General features: G+C 59.3%; 17 protein-coding genes. 7 read left to right on the plus strand and 10 right to left on the minus strand.

What is annotated here, in order from left to right:
- The first annotated feature begins 72 nt into the window (after window positions 1-72).
- The 6 genes from AB5Y86_RS03180 to yciA all read left to right on the plus strand — a co-directional run bounded on the left by AB5Y86_RS03180 (window position 73) and on the right by yciA (window position 8,162).
- Complete coding sequence (locus AB5Y86_RS03180; protein ID WP_368192122.1) at window positions 73-1,719, plus strand: NAD(P)-binding protein; 1,647 nt, start codon at window positions 73-75, stop codon at window positions 1,717-1,719.
- Window positions 1,716-5,291 carry a pyruvate:ferredoxin (flavodoxin) oxidoreductase gene (gene nifJ / locus AB5Y86_RS03185; RefSeq protein ID WP_368192123.1) on the plus strand — a complete coding sequence of 1,192 codons (3,576 nt, stop codon included), beginning with the start codon at window positions 1,716-1,718 and terminating at the stop codon, window positions 5,289-5,291. Before AB5Y86_RS03180 ends, nifJ begins: the two co-directional genes overlap by 4 nt.
- A 210-nt stretch (window positions 5,292-5,501) precedes the next feature.
- Window positions 5,502-5,924: a hypothetical protein gene (locus AB5Y86_RS03190; RefSeq protein WP_368192124.1), complete on the plus strand. Its 423-nt coding sequence runs from the start codon at window positions 5,502-5,504 to the stop codon at window positions 5,922-5,924.
- A 76-nt stretch (window positions 5,925-6,000) separates the two neighbouring features.
- Complete coding sequence (locus AB5Y86_RS03195; RefSeq protein ID WP_368192125.1) at window positions 6,001-6,735, plus strand: DUF2971 domain-containing protein; 735 nt, start codon at window positions 6,001-6,003, stop codon at window positions 6,733-6,735.
- Window positions 6,736-6,879: 144 nt separating this feature from the next.
- Complete coding sequence (locus tag AB5Y86_RS03200; protein WP_368192126.1) at window positions 6,880-7,698, plus strand: NAD-dependent epimerase/dehydratase family protein; 819 nt, start codon at window positions 6,880-6,882, stop codon at window positions 7,696-7,698.
- 59 nt (window positions 7,699-7,757) lie between these two features.
- A complete protein-coding gene (yciA, locus tag AB5Y86_RS03205) occupies window positions 7,758-8,162 on the plus strand; it encodes an acyl-CoA thioester hydrolase YciA (protein ID WP_005337875.1) in 405 nt (134 codons plus the stop codon).
- Here the strand turns inward: yciA and AB5Y86_RS03210 are convergent, their stop codons facing one another.
- On the minus strand, window positions 8,163-8,387 hold the full coding sequence (locus tag AB5Y86_RS03210) for a hypothetical protein (protein ID WP_368192127.1): 225 nt from the start codon (window positions 8,385-8,387) through the stop codon (window positions 8,163-8,165). It lies immediately after the preceding gene.
- Window positions 8,388-8,494: 107 nt separating this feature from the next.
- Here AB5Y86_RS03210 and AB5Y86_RS03215 point away from each other — a divergent pair, with 107 nt between their 5' ends.
- Window positions 8,495-9,340, plus strand: a complete 846-nt coding sequence (locus AB5Y86_RS03215) for an endonuclease/exonuclease/phosphatase family protein (RefSeq protein ID WP_005350508.1) — start codon at window positions 8,495-8,497, stop codon at window positions 9,338-9,340.
- A 126-nt stretch (window positions 9,341-9,466) separates the two neighbouring features.
- Here the strand turns inward: AB5Y86_RS03215 and AB5Y86_RS03220 are convergent, their stop codons facing one another.
- From AB5Y86_RS03220 to AB5Y86_RS03260, 9 genes are all read right to left on the minus strand, one after another.
- On the minus strand, window positions 9,467-9,763 hold the full coding sequence (locus tag AB5Y86_RS03220) for a GrxA family glutaredoxin (protein WP_223849348.1): 297 nt from the start codon (window positions 9,761-9,763) through the stop codon (window positions 9,467-9,469).
- 94 nt (window positions 9,764-9,857) lie between these two features.
- Complete coding sequence (gene dacB, locus AB5Y86_RS03225) at window positions 9,858-11,297, minus strand: D-alanyl-D-alanine carboxypeptidase/D-alanyl-D-alanine-endopeptidase (RefSeq protein ID WP_265773326.1); 1,440 nt, start codon at window positions 11,295-11,297, stop codon at window positions 9,858-9,860.
- 112 nt (window positions 11,298-11,409) lie between these two features.
- Entirely contained in the window at window positions 11,410-13,170 is a 1,761-nt protein-coding gene (locus AB5Y86_RS03230; protein ID WP_368192128.1) for a DEAD/DEAH box helicase, read from the minus strand.
- 114 nt (window positions 13,171-13,284) lie between these two features.
- Window positions 13,285-14,322, minus strand: coding sequence for an HlyD family secretion protein (locus tag AB5Y86_RS03235; protein WP_368192129.1), 1,038 nt, complete (start codon window positions 14,320-14,322; stop codon window positions 13,285-13,287).
- Window positions 14,323-14,325: 3 nt separating this feature from the next.
- The gene (locus tag AB5Y86_RS03240) at window positions 14,326-14,664 is read right to left on the minus strand and encodes a DUF3302 domain-containing protein (protein WP_005337862.1); all 339 of its coding nucleotides are present in this window, start codon (window positions 14,662-14,664) and stop codon (window positions 14,326-14,328) included.
- Window positions 14,665-14,887: 223 nt separating this feature from the next.
- Window positions 14,888-16,309 carry a carbon starvation protein A gene (locus tag AB5Y86_RS03245; RefSeq protein ID WP_005350521.1) on the minus strand — a complete coding sequence of 474 codons (1,422 nt, stop codon included), beginning with the start codon at window positions 16,307-16,309 and terminating at the stop codon, window positions 14,888-14,890.
- A 140-nt stretch (window positions 16,310-16,449) separates the two neighbouring features.
- Window positions 16,450-17,154, minus strand: a complete 705-nt coding sequence (gene btsR / locus AB5Y86_RS03250) for a two-component system response regulator BtsR (RefSeq protein WP_005350523.1) — start codon at window positions 17,152-17,154, stop codon at window positions 16,450-16,452.
- Window positions 17,151-18,821 carry a sensor histidine kinase gene (locus AB5Y86_RS03255; RefSeq protein WP_323895283.1) on the minus strand — a complete coding sequence of 557 codons (1,671 nt, stop codon included), beginning with the start codon at window positions 18,819-18,821 and terminating at the stop codon, window positions 17,151-17,153. The genes btsR and AB5Y86_RS03255 overlap by 4 nt, the downstream gene beginning before the upstream one ends.
- A 353-nt stretch (window positions 18,822-19,174) precedes the next feature.
- Window positions 19,175-20,410, minus strand: a complete 1,236-nt coding sequence (locus tag AB5Y86_RS03260) for an HD-GYP domain-containing protein (protein WP_042080247.1) — start codon at window positions 20,408-20,410, stop codon at window positions 19,175-19,177.
- Between the last annotated feature and the right edge of the window lie 58 nt (window positions 20,411-20,468).

A 20,468-nucleotide genomic window follows, 5' to 3' on the forward strand; every position in this document is an offset into this window, starting at 1 on the left:
CCGTCCGCTTCGGCTACACGGTATCAAGCGCCATCGGGTGGGGCCTGTCACACAAAAAGAAGAAAGCAATGTATGAGCAAACAACTGGACATGACCCCATTGCCGGATCTCTCCCTGAAAACGGGAACAGGCCCGGTGCGTACCCGGCTACCCGTCTGGCGGCCGGCCCTGCCACCCTGCAATCATGCCTGCCCGGCCGGAGAAAATATCCAGGCCTGGCTCTCTTTGGCGCAGGCTGGCCGTTTTGAGGCGGCCTGGCAGACCCTGATCGAAGAGAACCCCTTGCCCGCCATTCATGGCCGGGTCTGCTATCACCCCTGCGAGAGCGCCTGCAACCGCGGTCAGGTGGATGAATCCGTCTCCATCCACGCCATCGAGCGTTTCCTCGGCGACGAGGCGCTGGCCCGTGGCTGGCAGCCTGCACCACCTGCCCCTGCCAGCGGCAAGAAGGTGCTGGTCATTGGCGCCGGTCCCTCCGGCCTCTCCTGCGCCTGGCACCTCAATCGGCTCGGCCATCAGGTGGAGATCCGCGAAGCGGGGCCACTGGCGGGCGGCATGCTGCGCTTTGGCATTCCCGCTTACCGCTTGCCCCGTGACGTGCTGGATCGGGAGGTGGCCCGTATCGTGGCGGCCGGGGTGACGTTGACTCTCAACCACAAGGTGGAGGATGTGCTGCGCGAGCGCGACGAGGGGGGCTTTGATGCCGTCTTTATGGCCATCGGCGCCCATCTGGCCAAGCGGGTCGATATTCCGGCCCGGGAAGCGGGCAAGATCCTCGATGCAGTGAGTTTCCTCGAGCAGGCGAGCCTGGCCGAAGAGAAAGGCTTGCCACCACCCAAACTGGGACGGCGGGTAGCGATTTATGGGGGTGGCAATACCGCCATGGATGCGGCTCGCACCGCCCGCCGTTTGGGCGTTGAAGAGGCGATGATCATCTACCGCCGCGACCGCGACCATATGCCGGCCCACGCCTTTGAAGCCGACGAGGCCGAAGAGGAGGGGATCAAGATCAACTGGCTGCGCACCATCCGCCAGCTCGATAGCACCAGCATCGAAGTGGAGGTGATGGCGCTGGATGCCGAAGGCAAGCCGGTGCCCACCGGCAAGTTTGAAACCCTCGAAGCGGACTCCCTTATTCTGGCTCTGGGTCAGGAGGTAGACCTTTCGGTGCTGGAGAGCATCCCCGGCGTGCGGGTCAACAAGGAGGGGGTGGTGCAGGTTGGCGAGAACCTGATGACGGATGTGCCGGGGCTGTTTGCCGGCGGCGACATGGTACCCTCCGAGCGCACCGTCACCATCGCCACCGGTCACGGCAAGAAGGCGGCACGCCACATGGATGCCTGGCTGCGCGGTCGCCACTATCACAAACCGCTCTCCTACCCGCTGGTGGGGCCGGAGCAGTTGCAACTCTGGTTCCAGACCCACGCCCCGGCCAGCAGTCAGCCGGTCAAACCGGCGTGGGCGCGAGATGACTTTGGCGAGATCATCGGCGGGCTGGATGAGGTGGCCGCCCGTTACGAGGCGGCGCGCTGTTACTCCTGCGGCAACTGCTTCGAGTGTGACGGCTGCTATGGTAGCTGCCCCGAGCAGGCCATCGCCAAGCTGGGGCCGGGCAAGGGGTATCAGGTGGATGCCGAGCGCTGCACCGGCTGCGGTGCCTGTCATGATCAGTGCCCTTGTCACGCCATCGAGCTGCGCCAACCGGAGGAGTCCCAATGAAACATGAACTGATCATGGTCGATGGCAACGAAGCCGCGGCCCGGGTGGCGTACCAGCTGAGCGAAGTGTGTGCCATCTACCCCATCACCCCGAGCTCGACCATGGCCGAACTGGCCGATGCCTGGGCGGCGGAGGGGCAGACCAACCTGTGGGGCAACATTCCTACAGTGGTGGAGATGCAGAGCGAAGGAGGGGCGGCCGGCACGGTACACGGCGCCCTGCAGGCGGGGGCGCTCGCCACCACTTTCACCGCCAGTCAGGGGTTGATGCTGATGCTGCCCAACATGTACAAGATCGCCGGTGAATTGACCTCGGCGGTGTTCCATGTGGCGGCCCGCTCGCTGGCAGCGCAGGGGCTGTCGATTTTTGGCGACCATCAGGATGTGATGGCGGCGCGCAGCACCGGTTTTGCCATGCTTGCCTCCGGCTCGGTGCAGGAGGCGCAGGACCTGGCCTTGGTTGCCCACAGCGTCACCCTGCAGTGCCGGGTGCCCTTTATCCACTTCTTCGACGGCTTTCGCACCTCCCACGAGGTGAACAAGATCACCGCCCTGCATCGGGATGAGATTCGCGCCCTTATCGATAACGACTGGGTACGCGCCCACCGTGCGCGGGCGCTCAACCCGGATCATCCGGTGATGCGTGGCACCGCCCAGAACCCGGATACCTACTTCCAGTCCCGCGAGAGCGTCAACCCCTTCTACGAAGCGGTACCGGCCCGGGTGCAGCAGTGCATGGACAACCTGGGCGAGCTGACCGGCCGCCACTATCGGCTGGTGGAGTACCACGGCGCGCCTGATGCCACCGACGTCATCGTGCTGATGGGCTCGGGGGCGGCGACCGCCCGCACCACTGTGGATTGGCTCAACCGGCAGGATCGCAAGACCGGGGTGCTGGTCATTCGCCTCTATCGCCCCTTCCCGGTACAGGCGCTGCTCGACGCGCTGCCGCAGAGCGTGCGGCGCATCGCCGTGCTGGATCGCACCAAGGAGCCTGGGGCGGGCGGCGAGCCGCTGCTGCTGGATGTGCAGAGCGCGCTGATCGACGGTTTGCAGCGCGGTCTTATCAAGCGGCTGCCCTGGCTCAGTGGCGGTCGCTATGGCCTCTCCTCCAAAGAGTTCACCCCCGCCATGTGCGCGGCGGTGTTTGAGGAGCTGGCATCGGATGCGCCGCGTCCGCGCTTTACCGTGGGGATTGTGGATGATGTGTCGGGGCTCAGTCTGGCCTGGCACCCCATCGGCGATCTGGAGCCTGCCAGCCGGGTGCGGGCGCTCTTCTTTGGCCTTGGTGCCGACGGCACGGTCGGCGCCAACAAGAACAGTATCAAGATCATCGGCGAGCTGGAGGGGTTCCACGCCCAGGGCTACTTCGTCTATGACTCCAAGAAATCGGGCTCGCGCACTGTCTCTCACTTGCGCTTTGGCCCCGAGCCCATCGACGCCCCCTGGCTTATCGAGCAGGCGAGCTTTATCGGTTGCCACCAGTGGGGCTTTGTCGAGTCGGTGGATCTGCTGGAACATGCCGCGGAAGGGGCGACCCTGCTGCTTAATGCCCCCCATGAGGCGGACAAGGTGTGGGACCAGCTGCCCGAGCGGCTGCGTGCCCGTATTCGCGCTCTCGATATTCGCCTCTACTGCATCGACGGCGATCGGGTGGCCGAGCGCAACGGCATGGGCAATCGCATCAACACCATTATGCAGACCTGCTTCTTCGCGTTGGCTGGCATCTTGCCGCGGGATGAGGCGATTGCGCTGATCAAGGAGAGCATCGAGAAGAGCTATGCCCGCAAGGGGCCCGAGGTGGTCGAGCGCAACTTCGCGGCGGTGGATGACACCCTGGCTCATCTGCACCGGGTGGCCATCCCGGCCGGTGAGGAGCAGATCAGCGACTATCCGTTGCCATTGGCTCCCGGCGGCAGCGAGTTTGTCCAGCGGGTCACTGGCGAGATGCTGGCGGGGCGCGGCGATCTGATCCCCGTCTCCATGCTGCCGGTGGATGGCACTTACCCCACCGCCACCAGCCGCTTCGAGAAGCGGGATATCGCCCGGGAGATCCCAGTCTGGCACTCGGATATCTGCATCCAGTGTGGCAACTGCGTCTTTGTCTGCCCCCACGCGGCGCTGCGGGCCAAGTTCTACCATCAGGACTGGCTGGCGACCGCCCCCGAGGCCGCTCAGTCGGTGCCCGTCACCGCCAAGGGCTTCCCCGACAGCCGCTACACCTTGCAGCTCTATCCGGAAGATTGCACCGGCTGCGGTCAGTGTGTGCAGGCTTGTCCGGTGCGGGCTGAGGCCGATGAGGAACACGAGGGCGAGCGCGCCATCACCATGATGGACAAGGCCCCGCATCTGGCTGGCCAGAAGCAGGCGCTGCGCTGGTTCGAAAGCCTGCCGTGGCCTGCCCGCGAGCGGGTGGACTTCTCCACGGTGCGCGGCACCCAGTTCCTCGAACCCCTGTTCGAGTTCTCCGGCGCCTGCGCCGGCTGTGGCGAGACCCCCTATCTCAAGCTGCTGACCCAGCTGTTTGGCGATCGCATGCTGGTAGCCAACGCCACCGGTTGCTCCTCTATCTACGGCGGCAACTTGCCGACTACGCCGTGGGCCAAGAATGGCGAAGGGAAGGGGCCGGCCTGGTCGAACTCCCTGTTCGAGGACAACGCCGAGTTTGGCTTTGGTTTTCGTCTCACCGCCGATCAGCATCACGGTCAGGCGGTGGCGGCCCTCGAAGCGATGAAGGGGGAGCTGGGGGAGGCGCTGGTCGAGTCGCTTATCAACGCTCCGCAGCGGCTGGAGTCGGAGATCCGCGCCCAGCGCACCCGGGTCGCACAAGTGCGCGAGCGGCTGGAAGAGGTGAAATCCGGCAAGGCCCGCGAGCTGCTGTCGCTTATCGATCAGCTGGTGCGCCGTTCGGTCTGGATCATCGGCGGCGATGGCTGGGCCTATGACATCGGCTCGGCGGGGCTCGATCACGTGCTCGCCTCCGGCCGCGATGTGAACGTGCTGGTGATGGATACCGAGGTCTACTCCAACACCGGCGGCCAGATGTCGAAATCGACGCCGCTCGGCGCCGTCGCCAAGTTCGCGGCGGGAGGCAAGACGCTGGCCAAGAAGGATGTAGCGTTGCAGGCCATCTCCTACGGCAACGTCTATGTTGCCCGCATCGCCTTTGGTGCCAACCCGCAGCAGGCGCTGCAAGCCTTGCGTGAGGCTGAGGCCTATCCGGGCCCGTCGCTGATCATTGCCTACAGCCACTGTATCGCCCACGGCATCGATATGGAGTTTGGCCTGACCCAGCAAAAACGAGCCGTGGCCTCCGGTCACTGGCCGCTGATGCGCTACAACCCGGTACTGCGCAGTGCGGGGCAGAACCCCTTCAGCCTCGACAGCCTGCGCCCCTCCATCCCCCTTGCTGAATATCGGCAGGAGGAGACCCGTTATCGGGTGCTGGCCCAAAGTCATCCGGAGGAGGCCGAGCGGCTGATGCAGGTAGCGCAACAAGTGGCGTGGCAGAAGTGGGCCACCTACGAGGAGATGGCCACCCGTGAGGCCAGCCATTTCCATCCGCCGGTGTGAGAATAGGTGAGTGAAATATAACCAAGCGGGCCAGTGGCCCGCTTTTTATCAATAGATGGGAAATGTAATGAGATTGACCCTGTCATAAATTCTTGGCAGTAAGTAATGATTTGTTGATTAAATTGATTTGTCTCGGCAGGATGGATATACAACAATGGCTTGTTGCATGGTAAATTTTTTGCGCATAAAAATTGTCAGGAGTATTTCTAGATGATTAATGAATATGTTGCCCCCATTTTTACAGTGCTCGGAGTAATTCTTGGAGGAGGCGTAAGTTATTTCACTAACACCAAGGTAAAGCAGGTAGAGTTCAGGCAATCAATGATTAGGTATGAGCTTGAAAATCGTAGGAAACTGTATAGTGATTTTCTGGCTGAGGCCAATAAGTTAGCATTGATTTCAATAGAGAACAAAAGTTCATCCCCTACATTTCTTCTAGATATATCCCGCTTGCTTGCTGAGATTGAGCTGGTTGGAAGCAAGGATATCCATAAACAAGCTAGGAGGATTTTAGAGTATATAGTTAATGCTCATTCAAAAGATGCAAAGAATATTGAAACTTTACCTATAATTCGAGCTCGGTTTGTAGAGTTGGTAAAACTTGAAATTAATTCTATTGAGAAGAAAGTATAATAAACGCAGGATATAGGTAGTTCGTACGTAGTCTAAATAATCCTCTTTAGAGGAGCGAATATCAAAGGAGTATACTTTGTTGCGTCCACGCATTCTGTTTAAGTACCGCAAGTTTGATAAAGGTTGTCTCGAGCTTTTAGTTAATCGCGAGCTCTGGTTTGCTACACCAGCATCGTTGAACGATCCTTTTGAAGGTGAATCTTCGTTTTCAGAAGTGTTAGATGCTGTTTGGGAACGTTATCCATTTCCCATAATTGATAGAGATATTTATCATAGTAAAATCGAGAAGCAGCTTGAAAGTGTTGGGATCTGTTCATTCAGTAAAGCTAGGAAAAATCAATTGATGTGGGCACATTATGCTGATGAACATAAAGGTATATGTATCGGTTTCAAAGAGGGTTTAATTCGCCCTAAAGGTTCCAACATTTACCCTATTGATGTGACCTACCAAGATGAGTATCCATTCAAAGAGATAATAGAACGATTTCATTTTTATGAAAAATATGCAGGTGTAAATAATGCTGATGGCATTGCTGGTGACATATTTTATTCGGTATTAGGGACTAAATATACTAGTTGGCGCTATGAGAGAGAGCGAAGGCTTATTTCGAGGAGGTCTCAAGCTATAAAGTTTGACCCACAAGCAATTAATTCAATCTCTTTCGGTCTGAGGATGGCTGAACGTGACAAACAAACATTGCAGAAGTTTATTTCTGGTTCCGAGTGGAGGCATGTTAAATTATTCCAAGCTGTAAAATCAAAAACAAAATACGCACTGGAATTTGAGTTAATAAAAAACAATTGCAATTAGTAAATTGATTGATTTAATGATTTTCGTATAGGTATCAAATACCGCTATCTTGGCGGTATTTGATTATCAGTAGGTTTAAGGCTTCCTTTTCCTACCAAGGCAGGTAAGCTGCGGGGCAAATAGCGTCAAGCAGGAGAAGGGACGATGACAGAACAATATATAGCCGGGACGATCGGCATTCTGGGGGCGGGGTGGCTCGGGTTGCCGCTGGCGCGGGCTCTGCTGGCGGCAGGCAAGCAGGTCGCGGTGACGGTCAGCAGCGCCGAGAAGGCGGTACGTCTGCGGGGGGAGGGGATCGCTGCCCATCCGCTGACGATTTCTGCCCATATGTCGGATGCGTGGCCCATCCCCTGCGAATCGCTGGTTATCTGCGTACCGCCTAGCAAGACCGATGACTATCCGCAGGCGGTAGCAAAGGCCTGTCAGCTTGCCAAAGCGAGCGGCACCCGGCGAGTGCTGTTTGTCAGCGCCACCTCGGTATGGGGCGCAGGGCAGCAGGAGGGGGAAGAACCCCAACCCCGCCATGCCCGTGGCGAGCGGATGCTGGCAGCGGAGCGGGCGGTGCTGGCGGCCGGTTTCGAGTCGGTGATGATAGTGCGCCCCTCCGGCCTTTATGGCCCGGATCGCCATCCCGGCCGTTTCCTCGCGGGCAAGACCCTGGATGGCGGCGCCCAGTCGGTCAATCTGGTCCATCTGGACGATGTGGTGGCGGCTTGCATGCTGCTGCTGGAGCGGGGCAAGGACGGGGATGTCTTCAACCTGAGCGCGCCGGTGCACCCGCGCCGCGAGCAGTTCTACCCCTTTGCGGCGCGTCAGCAGGGGCTGCCTGTGCCGGTCTTTATCGAGCCTGCCGGTGAATTTCAGCCCATCGACGGCCAGCTGATTTGCCAGCAGATGGGATTCAACTATCGCTGGCCCGATCCGGCCCACTGGTTTGCCGAGCTTGCCGCCTCGGGCAATTGAGGTTTGCCAAGGGGGTGATCGCCCCCTATCATGCCGCCATCCATGAGAGAGAGGCGGTAATGATGGTAGATACAAAACGTCACCCCGATGGGGAGTTGTTGCTGAGAACCCTGGCAATGCCAGCCGATACCAACCCCAATGGTGACATCTTTGGTGGCTGGATCATGTCCCAGATGGATATAGGTGGGGGCATTATGGCCAAGGAGCTGGCAAAAGGACGTATTTGTACCGTATCCGTCGAAGGCATGACCTTCCACAGTCCGGTCAAGGTGGGCGATGTGGTCTGCTGCTACGGCCGCTGCATGAAGATCGGGCGCAGCTCCATGAAGCTCAAGCTGGAGGTGTGGGTCAAGCCGGTACTGCGGGAGAACGATGCCCAGCGTTACTGTGTGACCGAGGGGATCTTCACCTATGTCGCCATCGACGAACAGGGCAAATCCCGCCCGGTTCCGGTGAGTGCCTGATTAAATCAGCCGGGCATTGATGATGGATATTTCCTGCTCAAGCCCGGTTTTTTGCCGTATCATGCGTTCCAGCATCTCTTCCGAGCCCACATATTGCAGGGTGTCAAACAGGCAGAGATCGCATTGAGGGTCCCGTCTTATCTGATAGACGGTGGCCAGCTCCACTTGATGACAATTTCCTTGTTGATCATAAAACGTCACGTGGTACCGAAGTTCTTTCGCCATGAGACAGCGTCCTTCTGGTTGGGTGGAACAGGGACTATCAGCTTAGTCGGCGTGGATGACGTTTGTGATGGTCGCAACAAAAAGCAAAGGCGGGCGGTTGTTAGCCAATGAAAAATAGTTATCGCATTCTTGGCACCTCCCTGCTGACCCTGGGGTTGGTAGGCTGTTTTGAGGTGCCGGATCAGAACCATCTGGTCACTGCTCAAGGGATTGTGCCGGGACTCGACTGCCAGCGTCCGCCGCTGGTAGCGTTGGCGACCACGGCGCTGCCTCGTGAATTCGGGGTGACGGTGTGGAATCTCTACAAGGGCCAGCGCAAAAACTGGCGCGAAGGGATGGACAGTTATGCCAAGGGGCAGGATCTGGTGCTGCTGCAAGAGTCGGCCACCCGTCCCGATATGCTCGACTGGCTGCGCGCCGGTGATTTCCAGTGGCAACAGCTGCAAGCCTTCACCCAGGGCGGCGTGTCGTTCGGGGTGATGACGGTGGCCAAGACCCCGCAGGCGTTCGTCTGTGGCGTGCGCTCCCCCGAGCCCTTGCTGCGCATCCCCAAATCCGGGCTGGTGAGCCTCTATCCGCTGCAGGGCGATCCTGACGGCGTCATGGTCATCAATATCCATGCGGTCAATTTCGAGCTGGGGATGGCCACATTCCGCGAGCAGCTCAACGATCTGACTGCCTTGGTGCGTCGTCATCAGGGGCCGGTGATCCTGGCCGGTGATTTCAACACCTGGAGCGACAAGCGTCAGTTCTGGTTAAGCAAATTGGTGGACGAGCTGGGTCTGCAAGAGGCCGTGCCGGTGCCTGACCTGCGCCGCACCGCCTTCGGTCGTCCGCTGGATCACCTCTACTACCGCAATCTGGATCTGGTCGAGGTGAGTTCACCGGCGACCGACAGCTCGGATCACAACCCCATCATTGCGCGCTTTGCCGCCCAGTCTGTGACTCCCTGACCCCAGTCTGTGACTTCCTGACAAGGGATGGTGCGAGTTCCGCTCATAAAAAAATCCGGCGCCTGATGGCGCCGGATTTTTTTTATACGCTCTGGCGGTCAACCCGGTTGGGATGACCCGCAGGAATTACTGGTAGAGACCCAGATTCGCTTTGGCGTAGGCTTCGAAATCGGTGCAGCCACCGATGTGCTGCTCATCCAGGAAGATCTGCGGCACGGTATTGACCGGCTTGCCGGCGCTCTTGGCCAGATCTTCTTTGGTGATCCCTTCGGCATGGATATCCACGTAGCGGAATTTGAAGTCATCGCGCTGTTCGGTCAGCTGCTCGGCGATCTGTACGGCACGGACACAGTAGGGGCAACCCGGGCGACCAAAAATCACTGCAAACATATTTTCTCTCCGTTTTTTAAGCCGTTTATGTATGGCCGTTGATATGAGGCAGGCAACAGCATAGCCCTGCCTCGTGGCGACTTGAAGCCGAAATTATCGATACCGTGATTCGAGTGGGCCTATTGGCTCAGCTCTCATCGGCGATCTGGATCGGCTGCTGCTGATAGATGCTCTCCAGCACCCCCTTCTCGAATACGGTCCAGGGCCACGGTGCCTTGCTGGCACGGTAGCGCTCATGGGTGGCCGGATCTTGCGACAGGCCGCGCTGGAACATCACGAACGCCTTGCGCTGGCCGCCCGCAGTGTCGATAAAGCCCACCAGATTGGAGGTGCCGGTGATGGTGCCAGTCTTGGCGTGCACCTTGTTCTTCATCATGGGAGCGGTGACGCTGCGCCGCCACGCCAGGGTGCCATCCACCTGAGAGCTTGGCAGCAGCTTGATCAGGCCAAGTTCGGCATCATTTTTCTGGATGAAGTCCAGCACCGACATCATCTGACGGGCGCTGATGAGATTGTGAGCGGAGAGACCGGAGCCGTCAGCCAGAGTGGCGTTGCCCAGATCGATGCCGTTCTTGGTCAGGATGGCGCGCACCGCCATGGTGCCGCTGCGATAGCTGCCCGGCTTGTTGTAGTAGTGACGGCCCACGGTTTTGAGGAAGGTATCGGCATAGAGGTTGTCCGATTTCTTCAGCATCTTGGCGAGCATCACCGGCAGGGAGACCGAGTAGTGGGTACCGAGGGTCTCAGCCCCTTCAGGGGCCTTGTGGGTGACCCGCAGCAGGCCATCATGCTTGATACCGGCACGGTTCATCGCCCAGCGGATGTTGTCCCAGCCCCAGGCTTCCACGTCGTGAATGGCGAAACGCAGACCCTGCGGCTCCTTGTTCGGGGTGATACAGCCCTTGAGCTCGTAGAAGTTGCCCTTGGCCATGTCCACTTCCAGTGCGCAGAACTGGCGCGCCATGTCGCCATAGCTCATCACCTCCACGTTGTCGGCACCGATGCCGATGGGGACGCCGGTGGCCACGTTGCCGACCGCCGGTTTGCCAATCTGGGTGGCAGTGATGGTGCCGTAGGCGCAGTTCTTGTCGATGATGACCGAGGAGACGGGAGCGGCGAAGCAGAGGGTCTGATCCCCCCACGACCAGCCGTTGCCGCGCTCGTAGCCGTTGTAGGCGCCGGTGTTGACGTAGACATTCCCCTTGATGCTGGTGACGCCGAGCTGTTTGAACAGGGCCAGCAGATCCATCCGGGAGAGGGTGGGGTCGCCGACGAAGTTGATCCAGATATCGCCGTTGATGGTGTCACCCTGTTTGGCACCGGGTTGGGCCTGAATGTCAGTGGCGAAGCGGAAGTCGGCACCCAGCTCAAGGCGGGCTGCCAGCGCGGTGAGCACCTTCATGGTGGAGGCGGGGGCGATCATCTGATCGGCGTGGCGGGCGAACTCGACGCCGTTATTGCCCTGCACCATGATGGCGTACTGGCCACCCTGAGGGGGCGTCAGCGGGGCGGCATGAGCCGCGAGAGAAGAAAAGAGAGCACAAAAACCAATCAACAGCCGCTGCATAACATCCTCTAACGTGACGAAGGGCCCGGCAGTGGTGCCGACCCTGATAATTCAACCCGCCGATGCGGGATCGACGGGATAACGCAATTCATGCCATGTATGCCGGTCGCCATCATGCCAGCGAGTTGGCGGTACGATAGCGACCCTCATAATCAAAAATTTTCTCTTTTATCTGCCAGAAGCGACCCGATTTGCGGGCGATGACAAAATCGGGATGACGGAACTGGCTTTGCGCGGCCAGCACGCTCGCCAGGGTGGCAAATTCGGGCTCCAGCCCCGGGGCGGGCCAATGATGACGCACAAAGTGCTGTTGAAACAAGCGCCGTGCGCCCGGGGAGTGAAATCCGAAGTATTCACTGAGGGTCAGGCCATCCTCATCGTGGTAGGTCACCTCCAGCCGCTCCCCCTGTTTGCCGCGCCCTGCGGTAAAGGTGAGCCCCGCACAGCGGATCACCATGCAATCCTTGAGATTGAGCGCCTCTTTGAGCTTGTCGTCAGGGTCCACCAGCAGCTGATCGCAGCTCTGGCAGCGGCGGGCGGCGATGTCGTTCTCCGCACCGCAGCCGGGGCAGATCTTGGCGCGAAAGCGGTAGTCACACTCTTCGCGGTTGCCCTCGTCATCTTCAAACAGCCCCTGACAGCGGCGGCCGTAGTGCTCGATCACCTTGCCATCCTCGTCGGTTTTGCCCCAGAAGGTGTTGGCAAAACCGCAGGCGGGGCAGGGCACCTGTACCGGCTCGGTACCGGCGTGGGGGCGGGGCTCCCCCACTTCGGGTGCGAACAGGTTGAAGTTGTTGCCCGCATAGTCGAGCACCAGACAATCCTCCTTTCCCGGCGAGAGACGCAGGCCCCGCCCCACAATCTGCTGATAGAGGGAGACCGACTCGGTGGGCCTGAGCATCACGATAAGATCGACATGGGGGGCATCGAAGCCGGTGGTGAGCACCGCCACGTTGACCAGAAACTTGAGCTCCCGCGCCTTGAAGGCGCTGATGAGGGCATCGCGCTCCGGCCCCGGCGTCTCGCCGGTGATAAGAGCTGCCTGCTGGCCTCGGGCGCCAAGCAGGCCGTGAATTTCGCGGGCGTGCTCGACGGTGGCGGCAAAGATCATCACCCCCTGCCGGTCGGCAGCATACTCCAGCACCTGACTCAGGATATGGGGGGTGACCCGCTGCTGGCGCTTGAGCTCGCCGTTGAGATCTGCCTCGCTGAAGAGGCCGTTCTCCCGCGGCACCAGCTTGCTGAAGTCGTAGTGGACTATGGGAGCATCCACCATGCGCGGTGGGGTCAGGTAGCCGTTTTTGACCATAAAACGCAAGGGCAGCTCGAACACGCAGTCGCCAAACAGCCGCTCGCCGTGGCTCTTGACCATGCCGTGATAGTGGCGCCGGTAGATCCAGCCCAGCCCGAGCCGATAAGGGGTGGCGGTGAGACCGAGGATCTTGAGGGCCGGATTGGCGGCTTTGAGGTGGCCTAACACCTGATGGTACTGGCTGTCATCATCGAGTGAGACCCGATGGCACTCGTCGATGATAAGCAGCGAAAACGCACCGTCGAAGGCCGCCAGATTGCGGGCGACCGACTGCACCGAGCCGAACACCACCTGGGCGCTCGCCTCCTTGCGATCCAGACCGGCAGCGAAGATATCGGCCTTGAGTCCCCACGCCTCGTACTTGGCGTGGTTTTGCTCCACCAGCTCCTTGACGTGGGCCAGCACTAGCACCCGACCGCGCGCTTTGCGGGCCAGTTCGGCGATCACCAGACTCTTGCCGGCCCCGGTGGGCAGCACCACCACGGCGGGATCCGGGTGTTTGCGAAAGTGGTTGATCACGGCGTTGACGGCGTCGGTCTGATAGGGTCTGAGAACGAACATGAGGGCGTGGCGTTTGGGCATGGTGCGGCGCAGGGTGGCGCCATTATAGGGTGCTTGCCGTCACAAAAACAGCGGGCCGGCATGATGCCGGCCCGCAGGGTGCTTGGTTGCTGATCAATGGAACGGGAAGATGTAGTTCATCCAGCTTGCCATGCGCAGCAGCACTTTGCGCATCACAGATACATGGTGGAAGTAGTGGGTATAGATGGCAGCCTGCCCGCTGGAGCCTGCAATTACCTGATACTTGGCCCACTCTGGGTCGGTGATGGAGATAACCACCGGCAGACGACCCGGGCGCACCGCAGTGGTCTGATCCAGCAGACCGGCGTTGGCCTGCACGTTACCGGCGGCAATGGCCGGAACCACGGCTGTCACCTTGCCTTTGAAGATCTTGCCGGGTACGCCATCGATCACCACTTCGGCCTCATCGCCCACCGCCAGTCGCTGCATGCTGTTTTGCCAGAACCAGCCGACGTAGGCGGTGTCATCCTTGTGGATGAAGGTCATCACCGGACGATACATGAAGGGGGTGGCGATCATGCCGGGGCGCAGGGCCAGCTGCACTACATGGCCATCGCTTGGGGCATAGACCACGGTTTGGGACTGCTGGTACTTGGCTTCCATCAGCTGGGCTTGCAGATCGTTCAGGGTGGCTTTCTGCTGGTCAATCTGGGCCACGATGTCATCCACGTTGGTCTGGGTGACGTCGAGGTCGCGCTGCTTGCCCACGCCACGGCGCATCAGGTCGCTGGCGCGATCTCTGTCCAGCCTGGCGGAGCGCAGTCTTGCCTCAATGGACTTGAGGTGCTCGCGGTTGGATTCGACCCGTGCGGTGAGGCTCTCCACTTTCAGGCGGAACGGTTCATCATCGAGGCGAAACAGCACGTCGCCTTTTTTCACCGGCTGGTTGGCCTGCACCGGAACCTCAACGACCCGACCCTTGACCAGCGGCACTATGGGGGTGGAGACGTAGTAGTTGCGCGCCATCTCGGAGTAGGGGTGGTTGTAGTTCATCAGCATGATCAGGGTGCCGATGAGCAGCACGCCGCCCAGTGCTGCGGTGGGGACGGTCCACTTGTTGAGCGGGATGCGGAAGATTTTGAATATGGCGACACACAGCGCCGTGTAGGTCAGGATCAGTAGCAGGTCCATGGTTTATCCCTGTTGCTCACTCTGTTCGATAGTGTTGATACGGCTCTTCAGATCCGCCAACTCCTGCTTGAGGGCCGCCAGCTCCTCTTCATCTTTTTGCAGCCGCTGGCTAAAGCCCCAGCCGCGATCGGGGCGATAGATGGTTGCCCAGATCCAGAGGAAGGGCCACAGCACATGCAGGGTAAACAGGCTGACCCAACCTGCCACGTGAATGGCATCTTGATGAGGGTGATTCCGATGTTTGGCAATCTCGTAAGGAATATCGTGGATAACGATGACTCCATAAAAAATGACCAGCCCGACAAAGACGAGCAGACCAAGTGCAAAATAATCAAGGGCCATTTATAACCTCCACTGGCATGACGCACAGCTTAATCATTGGTTCCAACAAGCACTAAAGCAATTAAGAATCACACATTTATCGTCAGTTCGCCCGGAATCTTAAAGCTATTCGCTGTATTGAAGCTGAAGCCGTTCAACAGTTGCATTATTAGTCTTTTTGTCATTAAAAAAGGCGCCATCAGGCGCCTTTTTTGTGCTGCTTTCGCTGCATTTTTTGCTGTTTTTACCCTTCGCTGGTACTGCTGACCAAGGGCTGGCGGAACTTCATCAGGAAGGCCACGGTAATGGCCGCCGTTGCAGTCAGGCCGATGATGGTGGAGGTCCCCATCTCCAGCCCGAACCCGATGGGTGCGTTGGCCAGATAGGTGATCACCACAGCGGTCATGAACATGGCGGGAATGGTGCAGATCCAGTGCAGCTTGCCCTCTTTAATGAGGTAGGCAGCCGCAGCCCACAGCATGATGACGGCGGTGGTCTGGTTGGCCCAGCCGAAGTAGCGCCAGATCACCCCGAATTCAGCCTTGGAGATGATGAAGCCAAGGATAAACATGGGGATGGCGATCAGCAGACGCTTGGCCAGCGGCTTCTGGGTCATCTTCAGGAAGTCCGCCACGATCAGGCGAGCACTGCGAAACGCGGTGTCACCGGAGGTGATGGGCAGGATCACCACGCCGAGGATGGCCAGAATGCCGCCGACTGTGCCGAGCAGGCTGGTGGAGACTTCGTGTACCACGGCTGCCGGGCCGCCGTTGGCCATGGTAGCGTTGAGCGCTTCGGTGCTGTCGTAGAAGGATAGACCCAGGGTGCACCAGATAAGGGCGATGATCCCTTCACCGATCATTGCACCGTAGAAGATGAAGCGGCCGGATTTTTCGTTCTGCATGCAGCGCGCCATCAGCGGTGACTGGGTGGCGTGGAAGCCTGATACCGCGCCACAGGCGATGGTGATGAAGAGCAGCGGCCACAGCGGCAGTTCGGTCGGGTGCAGGTTGGAGAAGTCCATCCCGGTGTTGTAGAAACCTTTGCCGGAGGCGATCAGGCCAACGATGAGGCCGACCGACATGAAGACCAGCAGGGCGCCGAAGATGGGGTAGAAGCGGCCGATGATCTTGTCGATGGGGACTATGGTCGCGAGGATGTAGTAGGCAAAGATTGCCACGATCCAGTAGACCAAATCGGTGGAGGTGAGGTTGGCGAGCAGCCCTGCCGGGCTCAGCACGAATACCACGCCCACCAGCATCAGCAGCACCACGGCAAACAGGTTCATGAAGTGCTTGGCGGCGGTGCCCAGATGCTCACCGACCACGGTCGGCACCGAGGCACCCTTGGCGCGCACCGACAGCATGCCGGAGAAGTAGTCATGTACCGCACCGGCGAAGATGCAGCCAAAGACGATCCACAGCATGGCGACCGGGCCGTAGAGGGCACCCAGGATGGGGCCGAAGATGGGGCCGACGCCTGCGATGTTGAGCAGTTGAACCAGATAGACTTTCTTGTCCGACATCGGGACATAGTCCACCCCGTCAGCCATGGTGATGGCGGGGGTTTTCAGCTCGGGTTTCGGGCTGAATATCCGTTCGATGAATTTGCCGTATATGAAGTAGCCGGCCACAAGTAAGCCGACACAGAGGAAGAACCAGATCATTGCTACGCTCCTGCATTGTTATTTTTTAGTGTGCAGAGCGAGTCTAAAACGGTTGCGCCTGGCTGGCAGGTGAAACTCCCCGAGCGGCGCTTTGGCGCGCCGAGCGGTCGGCGGCTGTGATCAGGCGCACACTCCGCGGCTCAGTCCAGCCCCAGCTGATCTTTGAGCTCCTTGAGATAGCGACGACTGACCGGCACCCGGGCGCCGCTCGGGGTGACGATCTCCGCCAGCTGGTTATCCAGCAGCCGGATCTCGAAGATGGCGTTGGGGGAGACCAGATATTGGCGGTGGCAGCGCAGCAGCGGGCTCTTCTCCTCCAGCGATTTGAGGGTGAGCTGGGTGTGGAACAGCTCGCCCTGGCAGGCCACATGGACCCCGCCCAGATCGGAGAAGGCATATTCCACTTGCGCGATGGGCAGCAGCCTGACCCGATTGTGCAGATAGCCCGGAATATGTTCGATAGTCGGGGCCAGCCGCTCGATGGGCTGCGGGGAGATATCCTGCTTGAGGCGAGCGAGGGTCTTGGCGAGCCGGGCGGGCTCCACCGGTTTGAGCAGGTAGTCGAAGGCGTTCTCTTCAAAGGCCTGAATGGCATATTCGTCAAAGGCGGTGACAAAGACGATGCGGGGCAGGGGGTCGAGCATGGCGACCAGCTCCATGCCGCTCAGCTTGGGCATCTGGATATCGAGGAACACCACATCAGGCTTGAGGCGCTGAATAAGCGGCAGCGCCTCGATGGCGTTGGCCGCTTCCCCCACGATCTCGATGGCAGGATCGCAGGCCAGCTGCTGCCTCAGCTCTTCGCGGGCGTAGTGTTCGTCATCGACAATCAGGGTGCGGATCATGGTTGCTCCTTGGGAATGGTGAACGACACCCGGGTCCACTGCTCAGGCTCGCAGGCAATAGTCACGCCATAGCGCTCGCCAAAGGCGCTTTTCAGTCGCCGATCGACAATGGTCATGCCCAGACCGTCGCCAGCGGGGTGCGCTTGCCAGGTGCCTGCATTATCTTCCACATGGATGGTGACGCTGGTGGGATGCTCATCGGTCCAGAGGCGAATGTGCCCTTGCTCCAGCAGGGTCGAGATGCCGTGCTTGATGGCATTCTCGATCAGCGGTTGCAGCGTGAAGCTGGGCAGTCGCAGTGTGGCCAGATGGGGCGGGATCTCGTTTATCACCGTCAGTCGATCGCCAAAGCGAGCCAGCTCGATCTCCAGATAGGATTGGCAGTGCTCCTGCTCCTCCTGCAGGGTCGCAAGGCCGCTCTGGCGTTTGAGGTTCTTGCGAAAGAACAGCGACAGGTGCAGCAGCAGATCCCGCGCCTTGTCCGGATCGCGCCGGGTGATGGCACTGATGGTGTTGAGGGTGTTGAACAGAAAGTGGGGGTTGATCTGGGCCTGGATAAGTTTCAACTCGGACTGCACCAGCAGCCGCTGATGTTGCTCCAGCCGACCGGCCAGCAACTGCTGTGACAGCAGGTTGGCAATCCCTTCCCCCAGGGTGTGGTTGATCTTGAGAAACAGCCGCTTCTTCGGCTCGTAGAGCTTGATGGTGCCGATCACCCCCTTGTCCCCCTGCAGCGGGATCACCAGCACCGAACCCAGCTGGCATACGGGGGAGAGGCTGCAGCGATAGGGCTGGCTGTTGCCATCGGCAAACAGCACCTTGTTCTGGGCGATGGCCTGCATGGTGATGGCTGACGCGATGGGGGTACCCGGCAGATGGTGATCTTCGCCGGCGCCGATAAAGGCGAGGATCTGCTCGGTGTCCGTGATGGCGACAGCCCCCACGCCGGTCTCCTCCTGAATGATGCGGGCAATCTTGTTGCTCGCCTCCGGGGTAAAGCCCTGACTCATGATCCCCACTGTGCGGTTGGCGATATTGAGCGCCTTGGCGGAGAAGACCCGGGAGAACTTCTCATACATCCGCTGCTGGTCGCGGATCATGCTGATAAAGAGCGCCGCGCCGCAGGAGTTGGCCAGAATCATCGGGGTGGCGATGGTGCGCACCAGCAGCAGGGATTTGTCGAACGGGGTCGCCACCAGCAGGATGATCACCATCTGCATGATCTCGGCGTAGAGGGTGGTAAAGAAGGCGATGCGTGGTTCAAACAGAGCATCTGTTCGCCCCGATCGCATCAGGCGCCAGTGCACTATGCCCCCGAGAAACCCCTCGCAGGTGGTGGAGATGGCACAGGCGAGATCGGTAAATCCCCCCAGCGTATAGCGGTGCAGGCCGCCGGTCAGCCCCACCAGAAAGCCCACCAGCGGTCCCCCCAATAATCCCCCCAAGACGGCGCCGACCGCCCGGGTGTTGGCGATGGCATCGTCGATATCGAGGCCCACATAGGTGCCGAGGATACAAAAGCTGGAAAAGATAATGTATATCAGTATCTTGTGAGGTAGTCTCACGGAATAGTTGGCAAGCGGGCGCAGCAGCGGGCTTTTCGAGAAGAGATAGGCGATCACCAGGCTGACGCTCATCTGTTGCAGCAAGGAGAGGACCAACTGCATAAAAAACGCTCCTCATAAGCCAGCTGAAAAAATGTTCAGCCCGTGAATAAGTGTGATCAGGATCTTGTTCTGTTGGCCCAACTGGGCGCAACGGGCCGCCAGTTTGCCAGAACAAGTTGATAAAACCATATTAAATCAGCATGTTAAATTGATATTTGTGTAAGCGGCAGCGGGTTGATATTGATGGATGGAGCATGAATGTATCCGCTGGATACGCCACACGGAGGTGGCATGCTCCGCCCGGCCCCTTGGCTGGGCGTTTTTTATACATGGTCAGTTGGCAACCTTCTGATGGGGGTTTGAGCAATTATTCCGGTTTGTCCAATGAGTTATCCCCAGCTTCTGGGGATAACTCAGAATGCAAAGTAGTAGCAGAAGCGGCGGGTCAGGTTGAAGAACTGCCGTTGTCCCTCATCCAGCTCTTCCTGTTTGATAAAAGCAGTGATGGTGCGTTCATCTTCCCGCAGATCGATCATGGCGACGGCTTCCGGCCGCTGGGCCTTGATATAGGGCAGGATCTTCGGCTTGAGGGGCATGGTGGGTTCGGTAGAGAGCACCAGCGCGATGCTCTCGTCGGAGAGTTTCACCAGTGATCCCGGCGGATAGACCCCCAGCACCTTGACCAGCAACTTGACCAGATTCTGGTCGAACTTTTTCTGGGATAACTTATAGAGCTGGCTGATGGCCTGACTCGGCGCGGCCGGGTTGCCGCTGTTGCGGGGATGGAGCAGCTCGTCGTAGAAGTCGACCAGCCCGATCAACCGCGCCAGCGGCGGGATCTCCCCGCCCTTGATCCCGAGCGGATAACCGCTGCCGTCTAGCCGCTCGTGGTGCAGATGGGCGACCTGACGGATTTTCGGTTCAAAGGCGTTGAGCTGGGTCAGCATGTCAAATCCGTACTGGGGATGCATATTGAGGAAGTTCTGCTCGGCCTTGTTGAGATCCCCGCGTTTTTGGGTGATCTGGCTCGGGATTTTCAGTTCGCCGATGTCGTGGATAAGTCCCGCAAGTCCCGTCTCCTCAATCTCGATGGGGTTCATGCCGAGTTCGCGTGCCATCAGCATGGCGATAAAGGCGACGTTGAGGCTGTGTTGCAGCAGGATATCGGTGTGGGGGCTGCGAATAAGGTGGAGCCCGAGAGGCCCTTCATGCTGACTGAGGGTGAAGGCGGCATTACGGACGATCTGGGCTGTGTTGGCCAGTCCCTCATCCGGTTTGAGGTTCAGCGCCCCGAGTGCATCGCGCAGCTCGCTCATGGATTGGCCAAAGGCTTTGTCGGCGGCGCGCATGGAGCGGCGAAAGGCTTTCTCGTCAAAGGGGGGCGGGCCCGAGGCAATCAGCTCTTCCAGCTCGTCAAGGTCGGGCCCGGCATCCGGGATATCGCCGCGCAGCAGCGGCTCGATGGGCAGATCGCTCTTGTCGGGGTCGACCATCAGCAAGGTGAGATCAAGATGACGGAGAATGTCGAGTTGCTGCTGGTCCTTGATCTTGAAGGTATTGAACATAAACGGGTGGTTGGTCCATCCCGTGGGGAGATGGATATAGTGGCCTACTCTCAATTGCTCTATCGAGGCTTGGATCAGTGCCATCGGTTAACCTGCATTTCGTGAATGCCTACTCAACAAGCTAGCAAAATCCGATGGATAG

This window comes from Aeromonas sp. s8 (genome assembly GCF_040907785.1).
Lineage (GTDB): Bacteria > Pseudomonadota > Gammaproteobacteria > Enterobacterales > Aeromonadaceae > Aeromonas > Aeromonas veronii.